The organism is Oceanobacillus sp. B139/18 (assembly GCF_055524595.1).
On record NZ_JBVFXI010000009.1, the window covers coordinates 1 to 25,176 of the forward strand.

Below are 25,176 nucleotides of genomic sequence, written 5' to 3' on the forward strand. Positions count from 1 at the left end.
GGGTTGCGATTACTCGTCCCATCGAAAACATTTGTACGTCGGAAAGCGGCGTGGTTGGCCGGAGCAGAGCTATGCACCATCATCAATTTCAAAAAGGCCGGATATTTCACCAAAATGCAAGCATGGTAATGAAGAACATGTTCATCTTGGAATAGCAAGATATATTTGCTTATTCTTAGGTGCGAAAGTTGAGTATTTAAGAAAATTCACTAACCTGACAACATTGGTAATCGCAGTCCCAGGGTGAAGATCCAACAGGAAAAAAGTGAATTTCTTTTTTTACCCTTGGCGCATAAGTGCGACTTTAGCTCTGTCTACGCCTCTCGGCTTGCCAATCGCTAAGTCTTCTTTAAAGGAGATGAACTCGGGGGTCACGGGAAGCAGGGTATATTTCCGGGACCTAAAATAAAAAGGCGTGGAATTCTCCACACCTTCTAGCTTGCAAATTATGCATCTAACAGCGATTTTCCATTAATGGATACACGCTTTGTATTTTTTAGTTCATTTAAATCGGCTGCGCCAACGCCAAACATCGTCATCTTCAGCTCTAATTCCAATTGGTCCATTGTCTGAACAACGGCTTCTGCTGATTCTGTGGCTGCCTGGAGCAGATGTCTGGCATACCCGATAATATCTGCCCCAATCGTAATTGCCTTCGCAGCATCCACGCCTGTTTTCATGCCTCCGCTGGCAACTAAAGGCGCTTCAGGAAGCTCACTGCGTACAGTGACCAGACAATCCTTGGTCGGATTTCCCCAGTTATTAAATGCTTCCGCAGCTGCCCGCTTTAATGGGTCCTTCGAGCGCAGCTTTTCCACCTGGCTCCAGGAGGTTCCGCCCGCTCCAGCAACATCAATATAAGAGATGCCCGCATCATACAATCTTTTGGCAGCTTCCCCGTCAATGCCGAATCCTACTTCCTTGACCCCTACTGGCGCTTCCACCTGTTTACAAACCTGTTCAATTTTTGGCAGTAAATCTTTGAAATTCAAATCGCCGCCGTCCTGCACAGCTTCCTGCAATGAATTTAAATGAAGAACGATGGAATCAGCCTCTGTCTTATCAATAATACGCTGGCATTCCTCTGCTCCATAGCCATAATTTAATTGGACAGCGCCAATGTTTACGATTAATGGCACAGTTGGCGCCTGTCTGCGAATAAGGAAAGAATCCTTATGCTGCTCACTTTCTAAAAATGCTCTTGTCGAACCAATTGCCAGTGCCCAGCCTTTTTGTTCTGCCGCTGTAGCCAAATTTTGATTAATTGTGGTCGCCAGTTCAGATCCGCCAGTCATGGAACTGACTAGAAATGGCGCCTGCAGCGCTTTGCCTAAAAATGATGTTCTCAATGAAATATCAGCAAAATCAATTTCCGGCAAAGCATTATGAAGAAAGTGAATGCCTTCCAATCCTGTAGATTTATTTACACCCTCTACGTCTCCTTCCAGACAAAGGCGGATATGTTCTGTTTTACGTTGGTTAATTCCTTTTTCCATGAATGTCCCTCGCTTATCTCAAATTATCAAACTATTTTTTACAGAGAGTAAAGGCATTTTCAATTATTCGTCCCCCTGCTTTTTAAATAAATATAGGTATGATTTTTTAATTTCCTTCGTTATCTTTACATCTAGTGTACTTGTTTCCTGCAATAATTGAAAGGCAAATGATGCTGTTTCAAAAGTTCACGTTCATTTGTCCTTCATTAAGAAAAAATTCAGTTGATATCTGTATTTTCTGTTATAATAGGACTACTTATTTAAGTTTTTAGGAGGATATAATGAAAAGAGATAATGCAAAAGCTTTTGCCTCAAAAGCACATCAAGGTCAAGCACGTAAAAATTCAAATGAACCGTACATAACCCATCCTGTTCGTGTTGCAGAACGTCTAGAAAAAGAAGGCTGTTCCGATGATTTAATCAGCGCCGGATACTTGCATGATGTTGTTGAGGATACCAATGTCAGCATCGAGGACATTGAACGTCAGTTCGGAAAAGAAATTGCTGACCTTGTTGCTTCTCATACGGAGGATAAATCAAAGTCTTGGTGGGACAGAAAAAAAGCGACAGTGGAACATTTAAAAGATGCTCCAAAGGAAGTGAAATATCTGATTATTGCGGATAAATTAGATAATCTTTTAGAATTGGAAAAAGAGCATCAACAGCTCGGCGATGATATCTGGAAGAACTTTAACGCCGGGTACAAGCAGCAAAAATGGTACAACGAGGCTATCGCAGAAGAAATGTATGCTCATTTATCTCCGGATGAGATTCCTTCTTATTTTAAAGAGTTTGAACAGGCTGTTAAACGTTTTTTCAAATAATAAAGGAAACACCTTCTCTCTTTAAATAAATGAAAGAAGGTGTTTTTTAATTGTAGTTTGTTAACGTGAATTCATTTCATTCGGATGCCATCCGCTGCGAATATTACGATCCAGCGCATCGATTGTTTTTATTTCTTCTTCGTTTAATTCAAAATCAAACACATCCAGGTTAGCTTCGATACGAGAAGGTGTTACTGATTTTGGAATGACAATCAAATCAGACTGTAAGTGCCAGCGCAGAATAACTTGCGCAATGGTTTTCTCTTTGTTCTCAGCAATTTGTTTTAGCGCTTCATCTTTTAAGACATCTTTTCCATTCATGAGAGGGCTGTATGCTTCTACATAAATACCTTTCTCTTTACAAAAGGCACGCAATTCTTTCTGTTGCAAGTATGGGTGGCACTCTACCTGATTTACAGCCGGTACAACCTCACATTCGTCTAGTAAACGTTCTAAATGCTCTATTTCAAAATTACAGACGCCAATCGCTTTTGCTTTGCCGTCTTTATAGATTTTTTCCAACGCTTTATACGTATCGATATATTGATCATGCTCCGGGGTCGGCCAGTGAATCAAATAAAGGTCCACATAGTCTGTACCCAGTCTTTCTAAGCTTGCATCAAAAGCTTTTAAGGTTTCATCATAACCATGATCTGCATTCCACACCTTTGTTGTAAGAAAGATTTCTTCACGAGGGACACCGCTGTTTGCAATTGCTTGTCCAACGCCTTCTTCATTCCCATAAACTTTTGCTGTATCAATGGAACGATAATTTGATTTTAATGCATGCTCCACAGCAGGGATAGCTTTTTCATTTTCTACCTTCCAGACGCCGAAACCAAGCTGCGGCATTTCTAAGCCATTATTAAGTGTAATGTAATTCATATTCCTGGATGACCTCCTGTAAATGATTTTATCTCTGTTTGTTTCACAATAGTCCCTAATGCATTTTTTAGTTTACAATAACAGGCAGATAAAACAAAGGAATGTGCTTGGTTCTATGATAAGGATACGATTCGCTTATAAAAATACCCGGTCAGCTGGCTCTTCACCCACTCAAAAAACAACTTTTAGTATGGTCATTTACCATACCTGTCGCTTGCATAAAAGAGTAACAAATCACCGGTCCTACAAAGGAAAATCCCCTCTTTTTCAAATCCTTGCTTAGCTGTTTTGACAAATCTGTTTGAGCAGGCACATCCTCATGCCGTTCCCAATGGTTCACAATTGGTTCTCTGTCAACAAAGCTCCAGATATAATCATCGAATGAACCAAATTCTTTTTGAATCTGCTGGAAGGCCTTTGCATTTTTAATGACAGATTCAATTTTACGCCTGTTCCGGATAATTCCTTCATCCTGCATCAATGCTTCTACTTTTTCATTTGAATAAGCAGCAATAATATCGGCTTCAAAGTTGTCAAAAGCCCGGCGGTAATGTTCCCGGCGTTTTAAAATTGTAATCCAGCTTAGTCCTGCCTGTGCCCCTTCTAATGTCAGCATTTCAAATAAATAGCGATCATCCTGAAAAACAGGCCGTCCCCATTCTTCATCGTGATATGCGATATAGACAGGCTCTTCACTGACCCAGGCACAACGTTCCTTATTCATCTTCCTCACCAATAGCGACTTCATTCTTTTCATACGAAATCCAATCGCTGAAGCTGCCTGGATAAAGCTTCACATTTTTAAAACCGGCATTATCCAGAGCCAGAATATTTGGGCATGCCGAAACACCGGAACCACAAGAAACGATAATCTCCGCATCTTTATCTAATTTGGAAAAATGCTCTCTTAACTGTTCCTCGTTTTTCCAAGTACCGTTCTCTTTTAAAACACCCTTCCAAAAATAATTGACCGCTCCCGGAATATGCCCTGCACGAGCATACATCGGTTCCTCGTCACCTAAATATCTTGCAGGTGCTCTGGAATCGATAATCGTTGTTTCTTCAGATTCAAGTTTTTCCTTGACCTCCTCCATATCAACATAGCGATTTTCCTTCTCGTTTCTGCGAAAGATGGTCGGCTGAAGATTGGGAACCGTTGATGTCAGTTCGCCTCCCTCTGCGACCCACCTGTCCAATCCGCCATCAAGAAGGTATACCTTCTCATGACCTAAATAATCAAGCAGCCACCAAAATCGAGGAGCGAACATATCATTTCCCTGATCATACACAACAACCGTTGTATTATTGGAGATACCTAGTTTTCCAAGTTTATTTGCGAATAAATCCCAATCGGGTAAAGGGTGATTTCCGCCATGCTTACCTGCTTTGCCGGATAAATCTCTATTTAAATCCATATAGACAGCACCAGGTAAATGCTCGTGTAAATAAGCTTTTCGCCCAGCATCAGCATCCATTAAATCAAATCGTACATCTACAATAACGACATTATTTTGCGGTAAACGTTTCTTTAATCTCTCTACGCTAATGATGTTTCTCAAAATCTAACCCTCCCATATGCTATTTTTCTAATCATATCATTCCTTATTTATTTTAACAGAAAAAATTTTCTGCAGAAATTAATAATTGAGCTTCATAAAGGGTATTCTTAAACTCTGTTAAACATGTCCACGTCCAGATACTTTTACTGTTTTAAAGCTTTATACGTTACTTTTTGGACACGCATGAATACGGTTTTTGTGTTGAGTATGGTAAAATATACAAAGCGTTGTAAAATTAGAATAGCAGAAATTTTCGCTTCAAAGGAACAATCAAAAATTTATTTAGAAGGAGCCATTTTGATGAAAGAACAATTAATCAAGCGTTTAGAAACCTATGCAAAAATAGATACCCAATCGGATATGCATTCTCAAGCCACCCCTTCCACTCCAGGTCAGTGGGATTTGATTAAGCTATTGGAGAATGAGCTGAAGGAAGTTGGACTGGAAGAAGTATCTTATGATGAAAATGGTTATTTAATGGCTACATTACCGGCGAATACGGATAAGGATATCCCGGCGATTGGCTTCTTGGCACATGTCGATACAGCAACAGACTTTACCGGCAAAGGGGTGGCTCCTAAGGTAATCGATTATAAGGGCGGGGATATTGTATTGAATGAAGATTTACAAGTCACCCTTTCTCCAAAAGACTTCCCTGAGCTTTCTAATTATGAGGGGCACCAGCTAATGGTGACTGACGGTACAACTTTACTTGGAGCGGATGATAAGGCAGGCATTGCTGAAATCATGACTGCCATGGAATACCTCATTCATCATCCGGAAATCGAGCATGGAAAAATCCGTATTGCTTTTACTCCTGATGAAGAAATTGGACGCGGGCCGCATAAATTTGATGTAGAACGCTTCGGCTGTGACTATGCGTACACCGTGGATGGCGGCCCTTTAGGTGAATTGCAGTATGAAAGCTTTAATGCCGCAGCTGCCAGAGTGACGTTTTACGGAAACAGTGTTCATCCGGGAACAGCGAAAAACAAAATGGTGAATGCAGGAAAGATGGCTGCGCAATTTATTAATAAATTTCCTTATAAAGAATCTCCCGAGCATACAGAAGGATACGAAGGCTTCTATCATCTTATTTCTGTAGAAGGCGATGTAGAAAAATCAACAGTCTATTACATTGTCCGCGACCATGACCGGGAAAAATTTGAAACACGCAAAGACACCCTTAAAAAGTACGTAGAAGAAATCAGGAACGCATATGGAGAGAATGCTGTAGAGTTAGAAATGAATGATCAATATTATAATATGCGTGAAAAAATTGAACCGGTAAAACATATTGTAGATATTGCTGATCAGGCAATGAACAATCTTGATATTAAACCGGTTATTCATCCAGTCCGCGGCGGTACAGACGGTTCACAAATTTCATTTATGGGATTACCGACACCGAACCTGTTCACTGGCGGCGAAAATTTCCATGGCAAGTTTGAGTATATTTCTATCGATAATATGGAAAAAGCAGCAAAAACGATTGTTGAAATCAGCCGTTTGTTTGCAGAAAAAAAAGCAGAATAAGTTGAAAAACAAGAGCCAATTTCACTGGTTCTTGTTTTTTTATTGTTCTTTTTCCTGAAATTATTTCTTCACTTTCCTTTCTTTTTCACTTCCATACATCATATAATATATATTGAAATGCAGCCTACGTTCACTGTTTAATAAGCAGAATTTATACTGCATCATTTCAAGGATTATGGGAATCAGCCTGCTGATTGTTTTCATCTTTTTTTCGAGTTTTCATATACCTCAAAACAGATTGGAAAACCATTCTCGTTACTGATTACCTGCAATTAATTTTTATAAAATAACTCTGCACTCCAAACTTATTTAACAGATCATAGTGTTTGGGGTTCATTCATTCTATTAAAAGCAAGGAGTTAACATGACATGCGAGGAGTTAGTTGGATTATCCTTTCGGCAATTTGCTTTGTACTGATTGGCTGCGGACCACATGAGCCATCCCCATCACAGGAAGATGCTCCGGCATCGGAACAATCAGCACCTGAAGAGCAAAAAGATACAGATGATAAGCAAGCGGAAGGACAACAGACGGAAGAGCCAGAACAAGAAGAAACAGAGCCGCCTGATGCGGTGCTGCAGAAATTTGATACAGATGATGCTGTATTACAATTAAAGCAAGCACTAAATGCCATCGGTTATGATTTAGAAGCAACAGATGAATTTGATGAAGAGCTTACTTGGGCTATAACAGATTTTCAATTGCAAACAGATGACACAGCTATTTCAGGTGTCTATGATAAAGCAACAAGAGAAGAGTTACTGCTTTATTATGAAAACGAAAAAAGTATTGAACCGGGAGAGGGCTTAGCTCCTCCCCCTGAAGAACCTGAAGTGACAGAAGCTGAAACAGAAGTTGTCGGTAATCCATACGATGAATTATCACTGGTGAATAAAAGCTTTGCACTTCCGGATGATTATATCCCTGAAGACTTGATTGTACCAGATGTGCCCTTTCCTTTCACAGAGGACTTACCTAAAAAATATCTGCGCGAGAACGCGGCACATGCCTTAGAAGAATTATTTGAAGGTGCTGAAGAAGCAGGATTAGAAATGTTTGCCCAATCCGGCTACCGTTCTTATGACCGGCAGGACGATATCTTTGCAGCGAATGCGGCACAGAATGGTGAGGATTATGCAAACACCTACAGTGCACGTCCCGGAGAAAGTGAGCATCAAACTGGACTGGCGATGGATGTTACCAGTGCAGAAGTCAATTTAGAGTTAGTAGAAGCATTTGGTGAGACAGAGGAAGGACAGTGGCTTGCTGAAAATGCTCCGGAATATGGCTTTATTATCCGTTTCCCTAAGGGGAAAGAAGATATTACCGGATACCAATACGAGCCTTGGCATCTTCGCTATGTCGGTGAAAAAACAGCGAAGTATATAACTGAACAAGGGATTACACTGGAAGAGTACTATGAAGAACAAGCTGAATAAAGTAATGAAGAAAACACCTTGAGAAGCAGATTTTCAAGGTGTTTTCTTTATCGAATAAAATGAATCGATACGTCATAATCACATTATTTATTTTTAAAATAGGAAGATAATCAATACAAAAAGAGAAGGAATAAGCAGCATTTCAATAATCAAAGGAATCCGCATTTTTCCGGCAGTTTTATATATCGTAATTAAATGCGCCAAAGACAAAATAGAAAAAACGGCCGCAAACAGATAGACAGAACCGATTGCAATATTCGTAGACAGAATAAGTATAGCTAATAAAAACAATACTAGTACTTTAAGCACACTGAATAAGATATCTGCCTTAAACCATGCAGGTATCTTTTTATTTTCCATTACATCGTCCCCCATTCCATATACATGTTATCGTATCATATTGGCGCACAGGATGGTAAGAATGAAAGTAACTGTTCACTTCTAAATTCCACCAAACATTCCTTTTCCTACTGATATGTTAAAATAGATATGGAAAATTAAATATAGAAGGGTTGATTATATGAATAATAATGAGTCTATAAAACTAACCGCTTTATCTTCTAAGGGCGGATGCGGATGTAAAATCGGACCGGCTGATTTACGGCAGGTTTTACAAACCCTCTCCCCTGCGACGGATAATCCTAATCTATTAGTCGGCTTGGATACCAGCGATGATGCAGGAGTTTACAAATTAAATGACGACACAGCCATTGTTCAGACACTCGACTTCTTCACTCCCATTGTAGACGACCCCTATTCTTTCGGGCAAATTGCCGCTGCAAATGCGCTCAGCGATGTCTACGCAATGGGCGGAAAGCCGATTACAGCATTGAATATTGTTGCTTTCCCAATTGCTGATCTAGATAAACAGATTCTTTCCCGTATCTTAGAAGGCGCAGACAGCAAGCTGAGAGAAGCTGGCGTGGCCTTAGCCGGCGGACATTCCATCGACGATAAAGAACCAAAATTCGGATTGGCTGTTACTGGAACAATTCATCCTGATAAAATCCGCACAAATAGTGGCGCAAAACCCGATGATGTGCTTATTTTAACCAAACCAATTGGTGTAGGGATTTTGACGACTTCTATCAAAAGAGGCTTGTTACAGGAAGCAGAAATAGACCGGGTAACTAACGTCATGGCAGCATTGAATAAAACGGCTGCGGAAACAATGGATAACTATGAAATACATGCTTGTACCGACGTTACCGGATTTGGCTTGCTTGGACATGCTTCGGAAATGGCAAAAGGAAGCAACGTCGAAATCCAGATTTCAAATCAGCACGTACCTGTTTTGCCAAGAGTAAAAGAACTTGCGGAGAACGGCGCAGTGCCAGGCGGTACGAAGAATAACTTTAACTATTTAAAAGAGGATGTTACCTTTACGGAATCACTGGATCAGATTGACCAGTGGATACTATGTGATGCGGTTACCTCCGGAGGCTTACTTGCTGCTGTAAAAGAAGCAGACGCAGAAAAATTACTTTCGGATCTGCAGGATAAAAATATCGAGGCAGCAATAATTGGCCGCGTCACTGATAAGAAAAATGGACATATCACGGTTGAAGAATAATTCGTTTATTAGGAAGTGAAAAAATGTTTCAGGATATAGAGTTACTTGATTTATTAAAAAAACAAAAAGAAGAGACTATTTGCTTAGTTGATGTGCGCTCTCCACAGGAATTTGCTGCATTTCGTATTCCAGGAAGCATCAATATTCCTGTTTTTGATAATGAAGAGCGCGTTGAAGTAGGCACGGTTTATAAACAAGTCGGCCCTGAAGCAGCAAAGGAAAAAGGGCTAGAAATCTTCTCTATCAAGCTGCCGGAATTTATTGCCCAGTTTCAATCTCTTGGGAAAGAAAAGATTGTTTATTGCTGGCGCGGCGGCATGCGCAGTAAAACCGCTGCCACCGTTGTCGATTTAATGGGTCAACAGGTTTCCAGATTGAATGGCGGCATTCGCTCTTACAGACAATGGGTGGTAAACAAGTTAGAGCAGCAGCCGTTTTCTCCCAATATGTACGTGCTGAATGGTTATACCGGATCCGGAAAAACTATTTTGCTGCACAGGTTAAAGCAGCATGGCTATCCTGTGCTTGATTTAGAAGAAATGGCAAACCACCGAGGGTCTATCTTTGGCCAAATTGGACTGGAACCGAATAATCAAAAAACATTCGAGTCTTTATTAGTCCAAGAAATGGAACGCTATGACCAAGCGCCTTTTGTTCTATTGGAAGGAGAAAGCAAACGTATCGGCAAGGCGACACTGCCTTTGTCTTTACATGAAACAAAAGAAGCCAGTATGCAGCTGTTTATCCATTTGCCTTTAGAGAAACGAATTGAAAATATATTACGTGAATACAATCCTGAAGAGCATCAAGCGCAAATAATCGAAGCCTTCGGGCGAATACGGAAGCATATTCACACCCCTGTAGCGAAACAAATAGCGGAGGACTTGGAGCAGGGTAATTTCCCATCCGCTGTAGCGCTCCTGCTGGAATATTATTACGATCCCAGATATGAGCATACGCTCCACCACTATCCAGAAGACAAACAAATGCATATCTATGCCGATGATTTAGACGAGGCTTTCAATGCAGTTGTTAACTTAATCAAACAGAAAGAAAAGATAAATATCAAGCTGTAAGCAGTATTTGAATAAACTCTCCTCTGATTAATCGAGGGGAGTTTATTTATGCATTGAGCAAAATTTGAAACTTCAGTTCGTGAACGACGAAGCAGAAGCAGCTCCTTTTTCGTCAGCCTTCACACAATCAATGGCGACAACCAGTGCAATCATGCTGGTTTCCATCTCTTCCTTAACAACTTGCACCTTATAGCTGTCTCCCCAACTAAACCACTCTTTGCTCACTTCCCCGATGATTTCACCGTGCTGATATACCTGAAAGTTCATGTCCCACCAATTCCCGCGCACTTCAATCCCTGCCGCATCAATGGTATAACGCGCTTTGAAAAAGGAAAGCCCCTTCTTGATTGCTAACACTTCCTTTCCATTTACCTCCACAAAAAAATTCGGTAAAAAGCTGAGCGTTTTTTTCGTTATAAGCGCTACTTCCTCTCCAGTATCATTCTTAATGGAGAAAGTTTTGGGAATTTTCATAAAACTCCCTTCTACGTAATAAACATCTTTTTCATCCTGATTCTTTACGCTAAACTTTTCATTTAAACTAAATACTTTTTGCTTTATATAGAGTTGTTTCATCCTCATGTCTCCTTTATTATTCCGATTATATCTGAATTTTGCTATGGAACTTCAATTTCTTTTTTCACGCAGTTTAGAAATACATTTATTATGTATTACTTAAATTAAGCTGATAAAGTTTCATTCTATCTTCTTTTTATCAACTATCACCGAAGTATAATTTATAAAATGAAACTTCACTCAGTGGGAGTTGTCGGACGGTTCTCCGTGATAAAGCTTTTAGACAAGACTTTAAAGAACATTGCTTCCTCATTTCCAAACAACATCTCTCACTTAAATATCAGAGTCTATTTCATGCATAAAAAGTAATTATCTGAACAAATTAGGGATAATCCCAACAACGAGGTGTTCTGTGCTATGTCCTATCGTAAATTACAAAAAAAGATGCATTATAAAGAGCAAATTCCAGATTCAGCAAGCGATACCCAAAAAAGCATAGACACTTCGATTACTGAAAACCTGAACTTCATCAAACAAAAAACAGGCAACAGCCCTGATATCATTATCCGCACGCTTGCTATTAGTCACGATCCTAAGGTATCTGCTGCAATCATTCACGTGGACGGGCTGGTGGACAATCCTACGATAAATGAGTTTTTGGTGCAGACAATGGAAGATAGCGTGCAGGAAAAATTACAGGACGAAGATCTTTTTACCGTTTTCACCGAAAAAGTAGTTGCGGTTGGCAGTTTAGAAACGGTTAGCGATTGGGATACCTTATTTCAATCGCTGCTATCTGGTGACACAGTAATTCTCCTGGATGGAAAAAACGAAGCGCTGATTGCCAGTACCAGAGGCGGAGAAAGGCGTCCCGTTGAACAGTCTGATTCCGAAATAACGTTACGCGGATCCAAAGAGGGATTCACCGAATCCATTAACACGAATACTGCACTCGTGCGTCGTATCATCAAAAACCCGAATGTATGGGTCGAATCCATGAATCTCGGAAAGCAGACGAATACAGACCTGTCGATTATGTATATCAACGGGATAGTTGATGAAGACATAGTGAAAGAGGTCCGCCAACGCTTGGGACGGGTCGATCTCGATGCCATCCTTGATTCAGGCTATATTGAACAGGTGATTGAAGATGAAAGTTCAGGGCTGTTCCCAACAGTTACTCATACGGAAAGGCCGGATGCGGTTGCCGGAAACCTTTTGGAGGGCAGGGTGGCTATTTTTGTCAACGGAACCCCCCATGTGTTGATTGTTCCTGCTATTATGATTCAATTTTTTCAAACACCGGAAGACTATTACGTGCGCTTCCCAATTAGTACTTTGATTCGGATGCTGCGCGTTTTCATGTTTTTGATTTCATTAATAGGCCCTGCTTTTTATGTAGCAGTTACCACCTTTCATCAGGAAATGATTCCAACAGACCTGCTCGTTATTATTGCCTCACAGACGGAATCCGTACCTTTTCCTGCGATTGTTGAAGCGCTGATAATGGAAGTCACTTTTGAGATTCTTCGGGAAGCCGGCTTAAGGATGCCGAACAAAATCAGTGCGACCATCTCGATTGTCGGAGCACTTGTTATCGGGCAAGGGGTCATTCAGGCCGGAATCGTCTCTCCCGCAATGGTCATTGTCGTGGCAACTACAGCCATTGCCAGTTTAGCTACTCCAAATTATGACATCGCTATTTCAGCCCGTTTACTCCGCTTTGCATTTATGCTGGGTGCAGCGATTGCCGGGTTTTATGGAATCATCCTTGGATTGATTATGCTGATTGTTCATCTCGTCAGCTTGCGTTCATTCGGGATCCCCTATATGGCACCATTTGCACCATTGATACCGAAAAGCTTGAAGGATTCCATTATGCGCGGTCCGATATGGTCATTCAACGAAAGACCGAAGTCCTTAAATCCTCAAAATCGAGTTCGCCAGGGTACGGATCAAAAACCTCTGCCTCCGATAAAACGGGGAATGATGAGAGCGGAGACGAAAGAAGGAGATAAAAATGAGTCGTAAATGGATAATTCCTTTTTTCATGGCAGCCTGCCTCCCTTTCCTTTCTGGATGTTGGAGCAGTATCGAATTAAAAGAATTAGCGATTGTCTCGGCTTATGCGCTTGATAAAAAGGAAGATGGCACATATGTTGGCACATTTCAACTAATCAATCCAATGAACGTGCCCGGGGCGCTTCAAGGAGGAGCATCCGGGCAAAATCCAAGTATTGCCACCTATACAGCAACAGGAGACAATCCGCTGGAGGTAGCTGATCGGGCATCCACCATTGTTTCAAGAGACCTCTATTTTGCACATACCAGTCTGCTGGTCATCAGCGAAGAGCTTGCCAGAGAAGAAGGGCTTTCCTCTATTTTAGATGCGATGGAGCGGGGTATTGAGTTTCGGACAACGACGAAGATAGTGATTAGCCGGGATGTGAAGGCGGGTGAGTTCGTTCAAGTTTTAACGGCGATTGATCAGGTCCCTGCTGAAAAAGCAATTAAGTCCTTAGAATTCACTGAAGAACTGTATGGAGAAAATATAGCCACCAATCTCCAGAAATTCATCAATGCAGCTGTTTCGACAGGAAAAGAGCCTTTGGTCAGCGGTTTCTCTGTGGAGGGTGATATTGAAAAAGCGAAAACGATGGAACAACTGCAATCATCAGATGGATCAGCAACCATTAAAGTAAATGGCATGGGCGTTTTCAAAGAAGGCAAACTGGTTAATTGGATTGATGGCGAAAAGAGTGAAGGAACACTTTGGGTATTAGATCAAATTCGGCAGGCACCTGTAAACATTGATTGGGAGAATCATGAAGATGCCATCTCCTACAAGGTAGTACGCCAAAAAACAAATGTAGCGACAAAAATAAAGGATGGGAAACCGGCGATTTCCGTCCATATCCGTGCTGAAGGAGACCTCCGAGTGATAGAGGTGCCAGTCGATATAACTAACCCGCATGTATTATTCCGGATTGAGGGAGCATTGCAGCAGAAAATTCAGGCAGAGGCCAAAGCTGCAATTGAGGAAGCACAGAAAACCAAAACGGATATCTTCGGCTTTGGTGAAAAGCTGCATCATTCCGAACCCAAGGTGTGGCAACAGTTTGAAAAAGAGTGGCAAGATGTGTATTTTCCTGCATTGGACGTCGATGTGACAGTGGAAGCCTTTATTCGCCGTACTGGGATGCGAAACAATCCGTATCTTTTTGATTTGAATAAGAAAAGCGAATAAAAAGGAGGGAATTCGTTTATGGAAAAGGCAAAAATCAGCACAAGCCAATTGTTTATCGTTATGATTTTATTTCAGCTAAGCAATTCGCTGCTGATTCCACTTGCGATGAGAGCAGGCCGAGACAGCTGGTTAGCGATTCTTATCGCGACGGCGATAAGTATCTTCTTATTTTTTATCTATCGGGCGCTTTATCTGTATTATCCTTCACTCTTGCTGACGGACTATACAGAAAAGCTGATTGGCAAGGTTTTAGGACGAACATTGGCATTCCTGTATATCCTCTTCTTTTTATATTCGGCTGCGAGAGTATTACGGGAATTTGGTGTCATGCTGCTTTCTTTTGCCTTTCCAGAAACTCCTCTATTCGTTGCGAGTGCTCTGATGATTCTGGTGGTTATTTACACGATATATAAAGGAATCGAGGTCGTTGCCAGAACAGGAGAACTGCTTTTTGTCGTCATGCTTATGCTGGCATTCTTTCTATTTCTTCTTATTGCTATATCCGGCTTAATCGATATCTCCAATTTAAGACCGACTTTGGAGGATTCGCCAAAAATTTTAAAAACGGTCTTTACAGAAACGCTATATGTTCCCTTTGGTGAAATCATCGTATTTACAATGATTTTCCCATACTTAAATCAAGCAAAGAAGTTAAAAAAAACGGCTGTGGCGGCAATCAGCATAACTGGTGTCGCTCTCGCGTTCACCACCATTTTAAATATCAGCGTTCTTGGCGTCCCGCTTATTGAGCGTTCTCTTTTCCCTTTATTAACAACTATTCAGTCGATTGAAGTTGGAGAATTTTTAGAACGTCTGGACGTTATCTTTATTCTAGCTCTGATTATTGGAGGTTTTTTCAAAGTAGCGGTATATACATACTGTGCCCTTATAGGAACAGCAAGTTTATTTAATATCAAAGAACCCTCGAAGCTGGCTTATCCGCTTGGAATAACTGTTTTATTTACATCCATGGTTATTGCGAGCAATTATTCGCAGCATATTGAAGAAGGGCTAAATGCATTTCCAATCTATGTTCAGCTTCCTTTTCAAATTATTCTTCCTGTTTTCTTGCTTTTTATTGCCTTTATCAAGAACAGGAAAAAGTAAGCAAATTAGCAAATATGAATAGCTATCCAAATACGGATAGAAAAATGTTTAAAGGCTGATTGGAGAGTGATAGAAGTGAAAATCCTAGGTATTTCTCTGACTATGTTCATCCTATTAGCGGGTATTTCTTTTGGTATTGACTTTATAAAAGGATATAAAATACCCGCTATCAAATCGCTGAATCCTTTGTATGTGATGGAAATTCCTGAATTGGCAATCATGTATCTCCTTCTTCTTTTCTTATTTGTCGATCCTGTATTATCTTTTTTGCAAAAAAAACGCAACCGGAAGTAATGAAAAAGGAGCTTACCAATAGCCATCATGATAAGCTCCTCCATATACTATAGAGAATGTCAAATCCACTTCGTCGTAATCACTTTTTTCCTCGTATAAAATTGCAGCCCATCTTTTCCATTCGCATGCAAATCTCCGTAGAAAGAGTCTTTCCAGCCAGAGAATGGGAAAAATGCCATTGGGGCAGGCACACCGATATTGACGCCAAGCATTCCAGCATCAATTGTTTCACGGAACTGCCGAACCTTTCCGCCGTCTCTTGTAAAAATACAAGCGCCATTCGCAAAGCGTGATTGATTCGTTAAAGCTATCGCATCATCCAGATCTTTTACACGAGCAATTGATAATACGGGTGCAAAGATCTCTTCTTTCCAAATATTCATTTCCGATGTGACATAATCAAAAATGGTTGGGCCTACAAAATAGCCTTTTTGTTTTACAGCTTCGTCTTTTCTGCCGTCACGAATCAGCTTTGCTCCTTCCTTTTCTCCCGTTTCAATATAATTTAATGTCCGCTCTTTATGCTGTTCGCGAATGACTGGACCCAGGAAAACCCCTTCGTCCAGGCCATTGCCAATTCTAATTTCATTGGCTTTTTGAGTGAGACGTGCGATAAACGTATCTGCAACAGATTCCTCAACAGCTACCACAGATGCGGCCATACACCGTTCCCCTGCAGAACCAAATGCTGCATTCATGATTTGGGTCGATGCATTTTCTAAATTCGCATCACGTAATACAATGGAATGGTTTTTTGCACCAGCAAGTGCTTGCACACGCTTCAGATTATCCGTTCCGCGCTTGTAGACATATTCTGCTACAGGCTGGGATCCAACAAAAGAAATCGCTGCTACCTGTTTGTGATCTAATAAACCGTTTACTACATCATGAGCACCATGAACGATGTTAAATACGCCAGCAGGCAACCCCGCTTCTTCCAGTAATTCTGCTAACCGATTCGCTAAAAGTGGTGTACGCTCTGACGGCTTCATGACAAACGTATTTCCAGTTGCAATGGCCATTGGGAACATCCAGCACGGCACCATCATTGGAAAATTAAAAGGAGTGATTCCAGCAATAACACCAATTGGATAACGATACACACCAGATTCCAAGTCGGTGGCAATCGATGGAAGCTGCTCTCCCATCATGAGGGAAGGAGCTCCGGCAGCGAATTCTACGTTTTCAATCCCTCGCTGCACTTCCCCATACGCTTCCGTATAGCTTTTTCCATTTTCAATGGTAATTAATTTTGCCAGCTCCTCCCAATTGGCAACGAGTAATTGCTGATATTTAAATAGGATTCTTGACCGTTTAGGTACAGCCACGTCCTTCCATGTTTCAAAAGCTTTGTGAGCAGCCTGGATTGCATGTTCCACATCCTCTTGCGTCGAGATAGGTACATTTGCTATTGTCTCTCCAGTTGCCGGATTATAGACAGGTGCCGTTTTATCTGTCTTTGCTTCCATCCACCTTCCTCCAACATAGTTTTTTAATTCGTTTACTTTTGTTTGAGTCACCTGAAACCCTCCCGATATTTTAATCAATATTCTCCATTAGAAGATGTTCATCCCGGAATAGCAGGATATATATGCTTATTCTTAGGTAATAAGCTTTCGTTCCTTATTTAAAAAACATTAATTTACTTTTTCATGAAATACTTTTTTCAAGACGTTAATCATAAAATCAAAATCATCATCCGTACTGGACAATGGCGGGCTGAGTGTCAAAATATTATTATGCCCGGCGACGGTATCACCGTTTTTCCCAATGATTAATCCATTTGCCTTGCAAGCAGCAATCAATCCTCCTACACATTCTGGGGAGGCAGGCTTTTTGGTAAGCTTATCTTCAACGATTTCTATGCCGATAATCAAGCCTAAACCGCGGATATCACCTACAAAGTCAAGATTTCGAAGATCATCCAGACCGTTTAAAAGACGATTCCCTGCTTCCGCTGAACGGTTAAATAAATTTTCTTTTTCCATAATTTCAATGTTTTTTAATGCCAAAGCACATGCAGCGGGATTACCGCCAAATGTATTTACATGACGAAAATGACTATTTTCTTTACCATCCTTAAATTTTTCATAGATGTCTTTTCGAACAGCTGTAATCGATAATGGAAGATAAGCACTCGTAAGCCCTTTTGCCATGGTAACCATATCCGGTTTTATATTAAAATGCTGATGTCCAAAAGCTTTTCCTGTACGGCCAAAGCCGCAGATAACCTCATCGATAATAAGCAGGACGCCGTGACGGTTACAAACCTCTTGTACCTTTTCTACATAAACAGGATCTGGAACCAGTACACCGCCTCCTGTAATCAGCGGTTCCATAATAACTGCTGCAATTGTCTCCTTCTGCTCCCAAATAATCGTTTCTTCTAATTCTCTCGCTCGCGCTATATTATAATCCTCTATAGACATGCCTTCTGGTTTACGATAATTATCAGGTGGAGCAACATGTAAAAATCCGGAAGTAAGCGGCTCGTATTTATATTTTCTCAATGCTTGACCTGTTGCTGACAACGCTCCAGCCGAGCTGCCATGATAGGCACGATAGCGTGAAATCACTTTATAGCGGGTGCCCTCTCCCTTTTGCTGGTGATATTGACGAGCCATTTTGAAAGCTACTTCATTCGCATCGGAACCACTATTGGAATAAAAAATCACATAGTCCCCGCCAAGCATTTCGTTTACTTTTTCCGCCAGCTCAATGGCAGGACCATGGCTTTGTGTCATTGGCACATAAGCCATTTTCTTGATTTGTTCATACGCAGCTTGTGCTAACTCTTCCCGGCCATATCCTACATTGACACAAAAAAGCCCGGACATTCCGTCTAAATACTGTTTTCCTTGATGATCTGTAATCCAGGAGCCCTTCCCCTCTTCCACGACCATAGGCGGATTTTTTTCACTATACGGCGAAATATGATGCCAAACATTCTGACGATCTCTTTCCACTAAAGATTGTTTCTTCTGCACAGATTCCATCCCATCTTCTCCTTTCTGTACTTCAAATAATTAAAACAATCTGGTCAAACAGCATAGATTCATATCTGAAATTTTTGAACTTGACATAATATTAGGTATATTACATAGTTTATTCTATAACCAATTCATTTATTTTTCATTTTACAAAATGTCAATCATTTTACGTTCTGCTTTAACGAAATGAGGGGGCTCATATAAATGGAGAAATGGAGTATTCAAGTAAAGGACGTTCTTTCCAGGGATTTATTCCAACATGCCGTCGTAGTTGCCGGCAAAAACGGATTACACCGTGAAATTAAATGGACACATATACTGGAAAGCGGAGATATGGAATCTTTCATTAACGGAGGTGAATTAATCCTGACGACAGGCTCCGGGGTGAAATTTGACTCTCCAGAAGGCCTTTCCCACTTGGACAAATTGCTAAATAAGAATGTCGCAGGAATATGCATTGAACTAGGCACCCATGTTAAAGAAATCGCACCTGAAATTATTCAATACGGCAATGATCATGACTTACCTTTCATTATCTTCAACGAAATTGTTAAATTCGTAGACATCACCCAAGATCTTCACACCGTCATCATTAATCATCATCACCATATGCTGAGCCAACTCTATCATTTTTCAGAAAAATTTAATGAACTTTCCTTATTGCCAAATGGAACCTTAACTATTTTAAAAGAACTATATGCATATTTTAATGTACCGGTCTTATTTGTATCATTCGACTCAAAAGCTGATTACTATCCTCCAAAGATGAAAGAGCAAACACAGTTGATGAAAACGCGAATCAAACATGCCAAGATGCCAAGCCCCTATACAGGCTGTAAACTGGACAAGGATGATTACACCATTTTTCCTGTTAAAGGTCTCGGACATACCTGGGGATATTTATGTTTACAGATAGCCCCTGACACATTAGATAAATTCTCATTCTCTATCATTGATCGGGCAGCCCTGGCAATCGCACAAATTATGCTTCGGAATAAAACGATAGAAGAACGGAAACAAAATCAAGAAGAAGAGATTGTCAGAAGGATGTTAAAGGGAAAAGACATTGATGGCAGTGAAATCCAAAAAATATTGCCTTCTCCGGCAAAGAACTTATCTTATCGATTATTTTTGATTGACACGAACTCCTATAATATAACCAATAAAGAAGGCAATTGGGAGGAAGCCAAGCTGCAGCAAGCGATGATTATCCGCTCCCTGTTTCGAAAAAACGGGTTTATTCCTGCTGTAGCTGTCGGCCGGAATGAAACGGCTGTTATCGCTGCCTTCTATAAGCAGAAGAATGCCCCAAAAGATACGAATCGATTGACAGAAATTATTAATGAACTAAAGCATATGCAACAAAAAGAAAATTTTAATGGTAATCCATATACTTTTGGAATCAGTAATATTCATCTTGATTACGATACTTCTCCTACCAGTTATAAAGAAGCAAAAGATGTGATACTCATTCAAAACGCTAAATTAATCGAGACACATTTTTATGAAGAAATCGGTGTTTATCGCTTATTGATTGAAATGTATAACAGCAACAAGCTGGAAGTATACGTACAGGATTATTTAGGAGCAATTTTGCAATATGATAAAAAAATGAAAACAGATCTGCTTTCCACACTTTCTGTATACCTGAAATGTATGGGCTCCAAAAAAGAAACCGCTAACAAATTATATATTGTACGGCAAACCTTGTATCACCGTTTAGAAAAAATTGAAGAGTTACTGAGAACTAACCTTGCAGAGCCAATCAACCGGCAAGCAATCGAACTGGCATTAAGCGCTTATTATCTATTGAATTGGACATCGCTGGAGGAAGCATATCCCAATATAAAAGAACTTTGATAAAAGGAAACTTCATTAAATATGAGACGAAAAGAAATCCCAGCGGAATAATATTAAACTATCGAAGCGTTACCGGCTGCCCCGCTCCCGCTTAAAACTGACTTTTTCCTTCTCTTCATGCGGAAAGCTCACAGTCAGTTATATTGCATTAAATTGCTTTTAAGGGATTCCTATCTAATTCATAGACACTTTGTAAAATAAGGCTAGTACCCGTTTGACATTTTGCTGATTGTGGTAATTTAGCAGTTACTTTATAGTCAAATTAAATTACGTTAATTTTGAAAACAACAAACAATTTAAAAAGGGCGGTAACAAACTGATTATCTGTTCGAAATTAGAGGGTTATTCAATGATACACCTTAATTCGCAAATCATCTTTTTTTTACGTCTTGTTTTATGCTTACAAATCAGGAAAAGGGCGGTGAGTCTATGTTTAATTTGCCTCTAGAAACCGTATTATTAATGCTGCCATGGCCTTTCATATGGGTTACGCTGGCTCTGGTTATGTATTTTAAATTGCGGTGCGATGAAAAGCGCGAAAATCATAATGAATAAAGTATAAGACGTTAACAGAAGGGACTGGTTATGAAATGAATTTGGATATTATCATTTTTTTCACCTATCTGTTGGGAATGCTTGGGATTGGTTTATATTTTACCAGGAGTGCTTCTGCATCTGCTGATCATTATTTATTAGGCAACCGAAAAATCGGAGCTCCTGTCACTGCAATAAGTATGCAGAGCACATCTATGAGCGGTTTTATGTTTATGGGCGGACCTGCGCAAGCCTTTCAAGAGGGCTGGCATGCATTATGGTATGCCATTGGAGATGCCGGCGGATCTATTGTCAATTTATCTGTACTGGGGAAACGGATGAGACGATTATCTCAGCTTCTCGGAGCACTCTCACCAATCGAATACTTGGAGAAACGTTTTGAAAGCTTTGGAATACGCGTTTACGGCGCAATTATCGCAATCATATTTCTTTTCGCTTATGCATTCGCCCAGTTTATTGCTGCCGGTAAAGCATTATCGGCAATGTCAGGATTTCCGTATGAGTGGGCACTTATTCTTGGTGTAGGGGTTATTGTGATTTATACTGTGGCTGGCGGCTATCTTGCTGTGGCCGTTAGTGGTTTCATTCAGGGAATTATTATGCTGATTGGAGTCACGGCTATTGGTATTATGGTCTTGCCAAAGGTTGGCGGCCTGTCAGGCCTGAATGAACAATTGGCGGCGATTGACCCGACTTATTTAAGTATTTGGGGGAAAGACTTGATTTATTATGGCCAGTGGGGAGTGATTATAGGAGCTGTACTTATCTATGCCATTGGCTACATGGGGCTTCCACATGTCACGGTAAGACATATGTCGATGCAAAATGCAAATACAACAAAAAATGCAATTATTTGGTCTGCTGCCTTTAATCAGTTGTTCACATTTACACCGTATATTTTAGGTTTATCAGCTATTGTAATTATGCCTGTTGTATCGGATCCCGAAATGGTTATTCCAGAACTCGTATATATATTCTTCCCAGGGATATTGGCTGCTGTTTTACTTTCAGCCATCATGGCGGCAATTATGTCCACCTGTGATTCCCTGCTGATGCAAGCAGGTACGACACTTTCGCGTGATGTTTATCATCGTTTTATCAATAAAAAAGCCAGCCATAAACAGTTGCTTTTGGTATCCAGACTATGCATTTTATTTGGGGGCATTATCGGCATTATTGTTGCAACTTATGAACCTCCAACCGTATTTGCTCTTGTTGTGTTTGCCTTTGGTGTACTGGGAAATACATTCCTTGTTCCTTTTATCGCTTCCGTCTATGCAAGAAAAGCTAACAAAATAGGAATCCTTTGTGCCATGATCAGCGGCTCCATAATAAACATTGTTTGGGAGCTGTTCGCCTTACAAAATGCAAGCGGATTACATCCATTTTTAGCCGGCTTAATTGCTTCTCTCATTGCAATGTTTATTGGGAATCAATTTGGCACTCCTCCTTCCGATCCTATTCTGGAGGCATATGATTTAGCCAAGCAAAGTAAAGAGATTCCAAAAAATCTGGAAAAAGGGATTTTTGAAGACCTTGCACCGGAAGCACGTAATATTTCTAAATTTATCCAAAATCAGGATAATACAAATGCCGTTGAGAGAAAAAGGGATAAAGATATCGAAATAGAACCTGAAATCAGTTTAAGGTTAGAGGGGTAGATAGCTTGGGTGCTAACGTGTTAACACAATCTGTCGAATTTAATAAAGAACAAATTGAATCAAGTTTTAAGAGGTTACACCCTCATGCTAATTTTATTGCAGAACGTATCGTCTACTATCCTTATTATTATTTTTGTTATAACGTAAAAGCTAAACGCCTTTTCCTCCCCTTAAATGAAAAAGTAGGATGTGCCATTGATTCGATTAGCGGCAAGGGATCGCTCATTGATTATAAGCCGAAATGGAAAGCGATTGAAATTTCAAAAGAGCAGCAGATGCCCGAAATGTACTCCTTGGAGGATTGCACTTCCATTTCTGAATCATTCATCTATCGGTCTTTATCTTTAAAAATGAGAATGATATCATTTCCAGAACTAAAGAGAGAACAGCAACAAAGATTTTATCGTCCTTACTGGGTGGTTTGGAATGAAAGAGCTGAATCGTCGGATTTCATTGTTGATGGGGTGTCCGGACAATTTCATCCCTTGTAAAAATAAATGATAATAAAGAAAAAACAAGGATACCGCTTGGTCTTTAAATCACCGGTATCCTCGCCGAGCAGATGTCCACTCCGGGGAGTCGCTTTCTGCGTGCAACGCTTCAGCCTCCTCGGAAGAATACCGCTTCCTGCTCAGGTCTACCTGTTGCTTTTCCCGCAGGAGTCGACTTCCCGGAGCTCCCATCTAAGTGGAATTATGTTTTATTTGCTTTTTCACAAAGAAATAATGCAAATTCTAGTGATGGTTTTGATGGGACGAGTAATCGCAGTCCCAGCCCCAGTGGGAAGACCCCGCAGGAAAAAGTGTTCTTCTTTTTTCTACCCACGGGGCATAAGTGCGGCTATGCTTCTGTCTGCGCCTGCCGGCTTGCCAATCAGCAAGTCTTCTTTAAAGGAGATGAGCTCGGAGCCCACGGAAAGCGGAGTGTATTTCTGGGGCCTAAGATTTCTCACCCCGCGAAACCCGTTGGAGCGGCTATATTCAGCATTTTTTTATGCTTTCTTATTCTTTAACAAAAACAGGTAAAGGAAAAAAACCTTTACCTGTTTTTGTTACTATCTAATTCATTGTTAAATCCAAAACAGTCTGCAAAACCACGTTTACCCCTCGCTCACAATCTTCCCATGCAGTCAATTCATCTTCGGCATGGCTTTTTCCGTTAACGCTTGGTACAAAAATCATGGCAGCCGGCAGATAGGTCGCAATAAATTGTGCATCATGCCCTGCACCGCTTGCCATCCGTTTATAGGAGCAGTTCAGGGATTTACAGGACTTCTCTAAAGCGTCCACTAATTTGTTATTAAACCATACGGTATCACGGTCCCAAAGCTTCTTTATTGTAACATCACATTTTTCTTTGGCCTCCGTTTCCGCTAACCCTTGAATGATTTCTTCCACTTGGCTGATTACAGCCGCTTCTTTATGCCGTGCCTCCAGCGTGAAAATTACTTTATTCGGGATAACTGTATGGATATTCGGGCTCACATTCATTCGGCCAATCGTGTAAACGAGATCATTATCCAGTTTACTCATTTTCTCCCGTATTTCATTAATCAGATTATTAGAAGCAAATAAGCTGTCTTTTCTCATGGACATGGGCGTAGTTCCTGCGTGATCAGAATCACCAATTACCTCAATTTCATAGCAGCACATCCCCACCACACACTCCACAACACCGATATCAATGGATTCACTTTCTAATACTGGACCTTGTTCAATATGCAGCTCTAAAAAAGCTTCTGCCTCTGTTAAGCGGTTTTCTTTCCTTCCTTCATATCCGCTTTCTTTTAAAGCTTCTGCAAAGGTTATCCCGTTTTTATCGACCGACCGGAGCATGTTGCCCTTATCAAACTTCCCAGACATGACTCCCGAGGACATTAACGAAGGTTCAAACCTTGCACCTTCTTCATTTGTAATATTCGCCACAACCACTGGAATTCGTGGTCTGATATTACTTTCGACCAAGGTTCTCACTACCTCAAGCCCAGTTAAAACACCTAATACGCCGTCAAACCTGCCTCCTTTTTCCACGGAATCTAAATGTGATCCGATTACGACCGGTGGCTTATCATTTTCTCTCCCCTCCAGCGTTGCATACATGTTTCCCATATCGTCCCATTTTACAGTCAGGCCCAGCTCTTCACAAACCATTTTAAAATGGTTTCTCACTTTTATATCCGTTTCGGATAATGCCAATCGGGTTACACCATTATTTTCAGTTCTCCCGAAATCTGCAAAATCTTCAACGATTTGTTTTAGCCTCTCCCCATGAATGAATATTTTTTGTTTTTCCACTATATCTCCTCCCGCATTTATTGTTTTTGCAGCTGATGTTTGATTAGTAATGTCGTGATATATTTTCTGCTGTCAGCATTCTCAAGCAGGATGGACTGCTTCTCTGCCACACCCTCTTTTTCCAATTCGACCATATCTCCGTCCAATGTTCCAACCACGGAAGTGATTTTATAATTATTTTTCATCCATGCATCAACAAGCTGTTTTTCCTGTAAAAATTCTTGATAACTTGACAATGAATAACCTCCTCGTCCCCTAAATCA

Annotated in this window: 22 protein-coding genes; 11 read left to right on the forward strand and 11 right to left on the reverse strand. The window is 40.6% G+C overall.

Annotation, left to right across the window (positions count from 1 at the left end; genetic code table 11):
* Positions 1-446: 446 nt before the first annotated feature.
* The gene (gene fni, locus ACZSMY_RS20200; RefSeq protein ID WP_368901128.1) at positions 447-1,496 is read right to left on the reverse strand and encodes a type 2 isopentenyl-diphosphate Delta-isomerase; all 1,050 of its coding nucleotides are present in this window, start codon (positions 1,494-1,496) and stop codon (positions 447-449) included.
* Positions 1,497-1,777: 281 nt separating this feature from the next.
* On the opposite strand from fni, the gene ACZSMY_RS20205 reads away from it, so the two are divergent.
* Positions 1,778-2,320: an HD domain-containing protein gene (locus ACZSMY_RS20205; protein ID WP_256705756.1), complete on the forward strand. Its 543-nt coding sequence runs from the start codon at positions 1,778-1,780 to the stop codon at positions 2,318-2,320.
* Positions 2,321-2,380: 60 nt separating this feature from the next.
* On the opposite strand, the gene ACZSMY_RS20210 is transcribed toward ACZSMY_RS20205, so the two are convergent.
* From ACZSMY_RS20210 to ACZSMY_RS20220, 3 genes are all read right to left on the reverse strand, one after another.
* Positions 2,381-3,205, reverse strand: a complete 825-nt coding sequence (locus ACZSMY_RS20210) for an aldo/keto reductase (protein ID WP_368901130.1) — start codon at positions 3,203-3,205, stop codon at positions 2,381-2,383.
* Between the two features lie 163 nt (positions 3,206-3,368).
* Complete coding sequence (locus ACZSMY_RS20215; protein ID WP_256705754.1) at positions 3,369-3,929, reverse strand: DNA-3-methyladenine glycosylase I; 561 nt, start codon at positions 3,927-3,929, stop codon at positions 3,369-3,371.
* Positions 3,922-4,764, reverse strand: a complete 843-nt coding sequence (locus ACZSMY_RS20220) for a sulfurtransferase (RefSeq protein WP_455725258.1) — start codon at positions 4,762-4,764, stop codon at positions 3,922-3,924. The genes ACZSMY_RS20215 and ACZSMY_RS20220 overlap by 8 nt, the downstream gene beginning before the upstream one ends.
* 300 nt (positions 4,765-5,064) lie before the next feature.
* On the opposite strand from ACZSMY_RS20220, the gene pepT reads away from it, so the two are divergent.
* The gene (gene pepT / locus ACZSMY_RS20225; RefSeq protein WP_332093842.1) at positions 5,065-6,300 is read left to right on the forward strand and encodes a peptidase T; all 1,236 of its coding nucleotides are present in this window, start codon (positions 5,065-5,067) and stop codon (positions 6,298-6,300) included.
* Positions 6,301-6,669: 369 nt separating this feature from the next.
* Positions 6,670-7,740 (forward strand): D-alanyl-D-alanine carboxypeptidase family protein, encoded by a 1,071-nt coding sequence (locus ACZSMY_RS20230; RefSeq protein ID WP_455725259.1) that lies wholly within the window; start codon positions 6,670-6,672, stop codon positions 7,738-7,740.
* 93 nt (positions 7,741-7,833) lie between these two features.
* Here the strand turns inward: ACZSMY_RS20230 and ACZSMY_RS20235 are convergent, their stop codons facing one another.
* Positions 7,834-8,100, reverse strand: coding sequence for a hypothetical protein (locus ACZSMY_RS20235; protein WP_042532224.1), 267 nt, complete (start codon positions 8,098-8,100; stop codon positions 7,834-7,836).
* 160 nt (positions 8,101-8,260) lie between these two features.
* On the opposite strand from ACZSMY_RS20235, the gene selD reads away from it, so the two are divergent.
* The gene (selD, locus tag ACZSMY_RS20240; protein WP_465148248.1) at positions 8,261-9,313 is read left to right on the forward strand and encodes a selenide, water dikinase SelD; all 1,053 of its coding nucleotides are present in this window, start codon (positions 8,261-8,263) and stop codon (positions 9,311-9,313) included.
* Positions 9,314-9,336: 23 nt separating this feature from the next.
* A complete protein-coding gene (gene mnmH / locus ACZSMY_RS20245; protein WP_212928637.1) occupies positions 9,337-10,389 on the forward strand; it encodes a tRNA 2-selenouridine(34) synthase MnmH in 1,053 nt (350 codons plus the stop codon).
* A 72-nt stretch (positions 10,390-10,461) separates the two neighbouring features.
* Here mnmH and ACZSMY_RS20250 read toward each other — a convergent pair whose 3' ends face one another.
* Positions 10,462-10,965 carry an LURP-one-related/scramblase family protein gene (locus ACZSMY_RS20250; protein WP_455725260.1) on the reverse strand — a complete coding sequence of 168 codons (504 nt, stop codon included), beginning with the start codon at positions 10,963-10,965 and terminating at the stop codon, positions 10,462-10,464.
* Positions 10,966-11,322: 357 nt separating this feature from the next.
* On the opposite strand from ACZSMY_RS20250, the gene ACZSMY_RS20255 reads away from it, so the two are divergent.
* From ACZSMY_RS20255 to ACZSMY_RS20265, 3 genes are read left to right on the forward strand one after another with little or no spacing between them, the layout of a single operon-like run.
* Complete coding sequence (locus ACZSMY_RS20255) at positions 11,323-12,936, forward strand: spore germination protein (RefSeq protein ID WP_455725261.1); 1,614 nt, start codon at positions 11,323-11,325, stop codon at positions 12,934-12,936.
* Positions 12,926-14,152: a Ger(x)C family spore germination protein gene (locus tag ACZSMY_RS20260; protein WP_256705746.1), complete on the forward strand. Its 1,227-nt coding sequence runs from the start codon at positions 12,926-12,928 to the stop codon at positions 14,150-14,152. Before ACZSMY_RS20255 ends, ACZSMY_RS20260 begins: the two co-directional genes overlap by 11 nt.
* Positions 14,153-14,170: 18 nt before the next feature.
* The gene (locus ACZSMY_RS20265) at positions 14,171-15,259 is read left to right on the forward strand and encodes a GerAB/ArcD/ProY family transporter (protein WP_042532215.1); all 1,089 of its coding nucleotides are present in this window, start codon (positions 14,171-14,173) and stop codon (positions 15,257-15,259) included.
* A 5-nt stretch (positions 15,260-15,264) separates the two neighbouring features.
* On the opposite strand, the gene ACZSMY_RS20270 is transcribed toward ACZSMY_RS20265, so the two are convergent.
* From ACZSMY_RS20270 to ACZSMY_RS20280, 3 genes are all read right to left on the reverse strand, one after another.
* Complete coding sequence (locus ACZSMY_RS20270) at positions 15,265-15,582, reverse strand: hypothetical protein (protein WP_042532213.1); 318 nt, start codon at positions 15,580-15,582, stop codon at positions 15,265-15,267.
* Between the two features lie 30 nt (positions 15,583-15,612).
* Positions 15,613-17,073: a CoA-acylating methylmalonate-semialdehyde dehydrogenase gene (locus ACZSMY_RS20275; protein WP_368901133.1), complete on the reverse strand. Its 1,461-nt coding sequence runs from the start codon at positions 17,071-17,073 to the stop codon at positions 15,613-15,615.
* A gap of 117 nt (positions 17,074-17,190) precedes the next feature.
* Complete coding sequence (locus ACZSMY_RS20280) at positions 17,191-18,549, reverse strand: aspartate aminotransferase family protein (RefSeq protein WP_042532210.1); 1,359 nt, start codon at positions 18,547-18,549, stop codon at positions 17,191-17,193.
* Between the two features lie 198 nt (positions 18,550-18,747).
* Between ACZSMY_RS20280 and ACZSMY_RS20285 the strand changes: the two genes are divergently transcribed.
* The 3 genes from ACZSMY_RS20285 to ACZSMY_RS20295 all read left to right on the forward strand — a co-directional run bounded on the left by ACZSMY_RS20285 (position 18,748) and on the right by ACZSMY_RS20295 (position 23,110).
* Entirely contained in the window at positions 18,748-20,403 is a 1,656-nt protein-coding gene (locus ACZSMY_RS20285) for a PucR family transcriptional regulator (RefSeq protein WP_042532209.1), read from the forward strand.
* Positions 20,404-20,993: 590 nt separating this feature from the next.
* Positions 20,994-22,619 (forward strand): sodium/proline symporter, encoded by a 1,626-nt coding sequence (locus ACZSMY_RS20290; RefSeq protein WP_042532207.1) that lies wholly within the window; start codon positions 20,994-20,996, stop codon positions 22,617-22,619.
* Positions 22,620-22,624: 5 nt separating this feature from the next.
* Positions 22,625-23,110 carry a hypothetical protein gene (locus ACZSMY_RS20295; RefSeq protein WP_042532204.1) on the forward strand — a complete coding sequence of 162 codons (486 nt, stop codon included), beginning with the start codon at positions 22,625-22,627 and terminating at the stop codon, positions 23,108-23,110.
* Between the two features lie 567 nt (positions 23,111-23,677).
* Here the strand turns inward: ACZSMY_RS20295 and ACZSMY_RS20300 are convergent.
* Both ACZSMY_RS20300 and ACZSMY_RS20305 read right to left on the reverse strand, forming a co-directional pair.
* Positions 23,678-24,913 carry a Zn-dependent hydrolase gene (locus tag ACZSMY_RS20300; protein WP_256705743.1) on the reverse strand — a complete coding sequence of 412 codons (1,236 nt, stop codon included), beginning with the start codon at positions 24,911-24,913 and terminating at the stop codon, positions 23,678-23,680.
* 17 nt (positions 24,914-24,930) lie between these two features.
* Complete coding sequence (locus ACZSMY_RS20305; RefSeq protein ID WP_256705742.1) at positions 24,931-25,149, reverse strand: hypothetical protein; 219 nt, start codon at positions 25,147-25,149, stop codon at positions 24,931-24,933.
* Between the last annotated feature and the right edge of the window lie 27 nt (positions 25,150-25,176).

Coding starts and splice junctions, on each gene's coding strand:
- ACZSMY_RS20265 (WP_042532215.1), top strand. CDS start 14,171: ATGGAAAAGGCAAAAATCAGCACAAGCCAATTGTTTATCGTTATGATT.
- ACZSMY_RS20270 (WP_042532213.1), bottom strand. CDS start 15,582: ATGATGGCTATTGGTAAGCTCCTTTTTCATTACTTCCGGTTGCGTTTT.
- ACZSMY_RS20215 (WP_256705754.1), bottom strand. CDS start 3,929: ATGAATAAGGAACGTTGTGCCTGGGTCAGTGAAGAGCCTGTCTATATC.
- pepT (WP_332093842.1), top strand. CDS start 5,065: ATGAAAGAACAATTAATCAAGCGTTTAGAAACCTATGCAAAAATAGAT.
- ACZSMY_RS20235 (WP_042532224.1), bottom strand. CDS start 8,100: ATGGAAAATAAAAAGATACCTGCATGGTTTAAGGCAGATATCTTATTC.
- ACZSMY_RS20210 (WP_368901130.1), bottom strand. CDS start 3,205: ATGAATTACATTACACTTAATAATGGCTTAGAAATGCCGCAGCTTGGT.
- ACZSMY_RS20255 (WP_455725261.1), top strand. CDS start 11,323: ATGTCCTATCGTAAATTACAAAAAAAGATGCATTATAAAGAGCAAATT.
- ACZSMY_RS20280 (WP_042532210.1), bottom strand. CDS start 18,549: ATGGAATCTGTGCAGAAGAAACAATCTTTAGTGGAAAGAGATCGTCAG.
- mnmH (WP_212928637.1), top strand. CDS start 9,337: ATGTTTCAGGATATAGAGTTACTTGATTTATTAAAAAAACAAAAAGAA.
- fni (WP_368901128.1), bottom strand. CDS start 1,496: ATGGAAAAAGGAATTAACCAACGTAAAACAGAACATATCCGCCTTTGT.
- ACZSMY_RS20290 (WP_042532207.1), top strand. CDS start 20,994: ATGAATTTGGATATTATCATTTTTTTCACCTATCTGTTGGGAATGCTT.
- ACZSMY_RS20260 (WP_256705746.1), top strand. CDS start 12,926: ATGAGTCGTAAATGGATAATTCCTTTTTTCATGGCAGCCTGCCTCCCT.
- ACZSMY_RS20205 (WP_256705756.1), top strand. CDS start 1,778: ATGAAAAGAGATAATGCAAAAGCTTTTGCCTCAAAAGCACATCAAGGT.
- ACZSMY_RS20250 (WP_455725260.1), bottom strand. CDS start 10,965: ATGAAACAACTCTATATAAAGCAAAAAGTATTTAGTTTAAATGAAAAG.
- selD (WP_465148248.1), top strand. CDS start 8,261: ATGAATAATAATGAGTCTATAAAACTAACCGCTTTATCTTCTAAGGGC.
- ACZSMY_RS20230 (WP_455725259.1), top strand. CDS start 6,670: ATGCGAGGAGTTAGTTGGATTATCCTTTCGGCAATTTGCTTTGTACTG.
- ACZSMY_RS20285 (WP_042532209.1), top strand. CDS start 18,748: ATGGAGAAATGGAGTATTCAAGTAAAGGACGTTCTTTCCAGGGATTTA.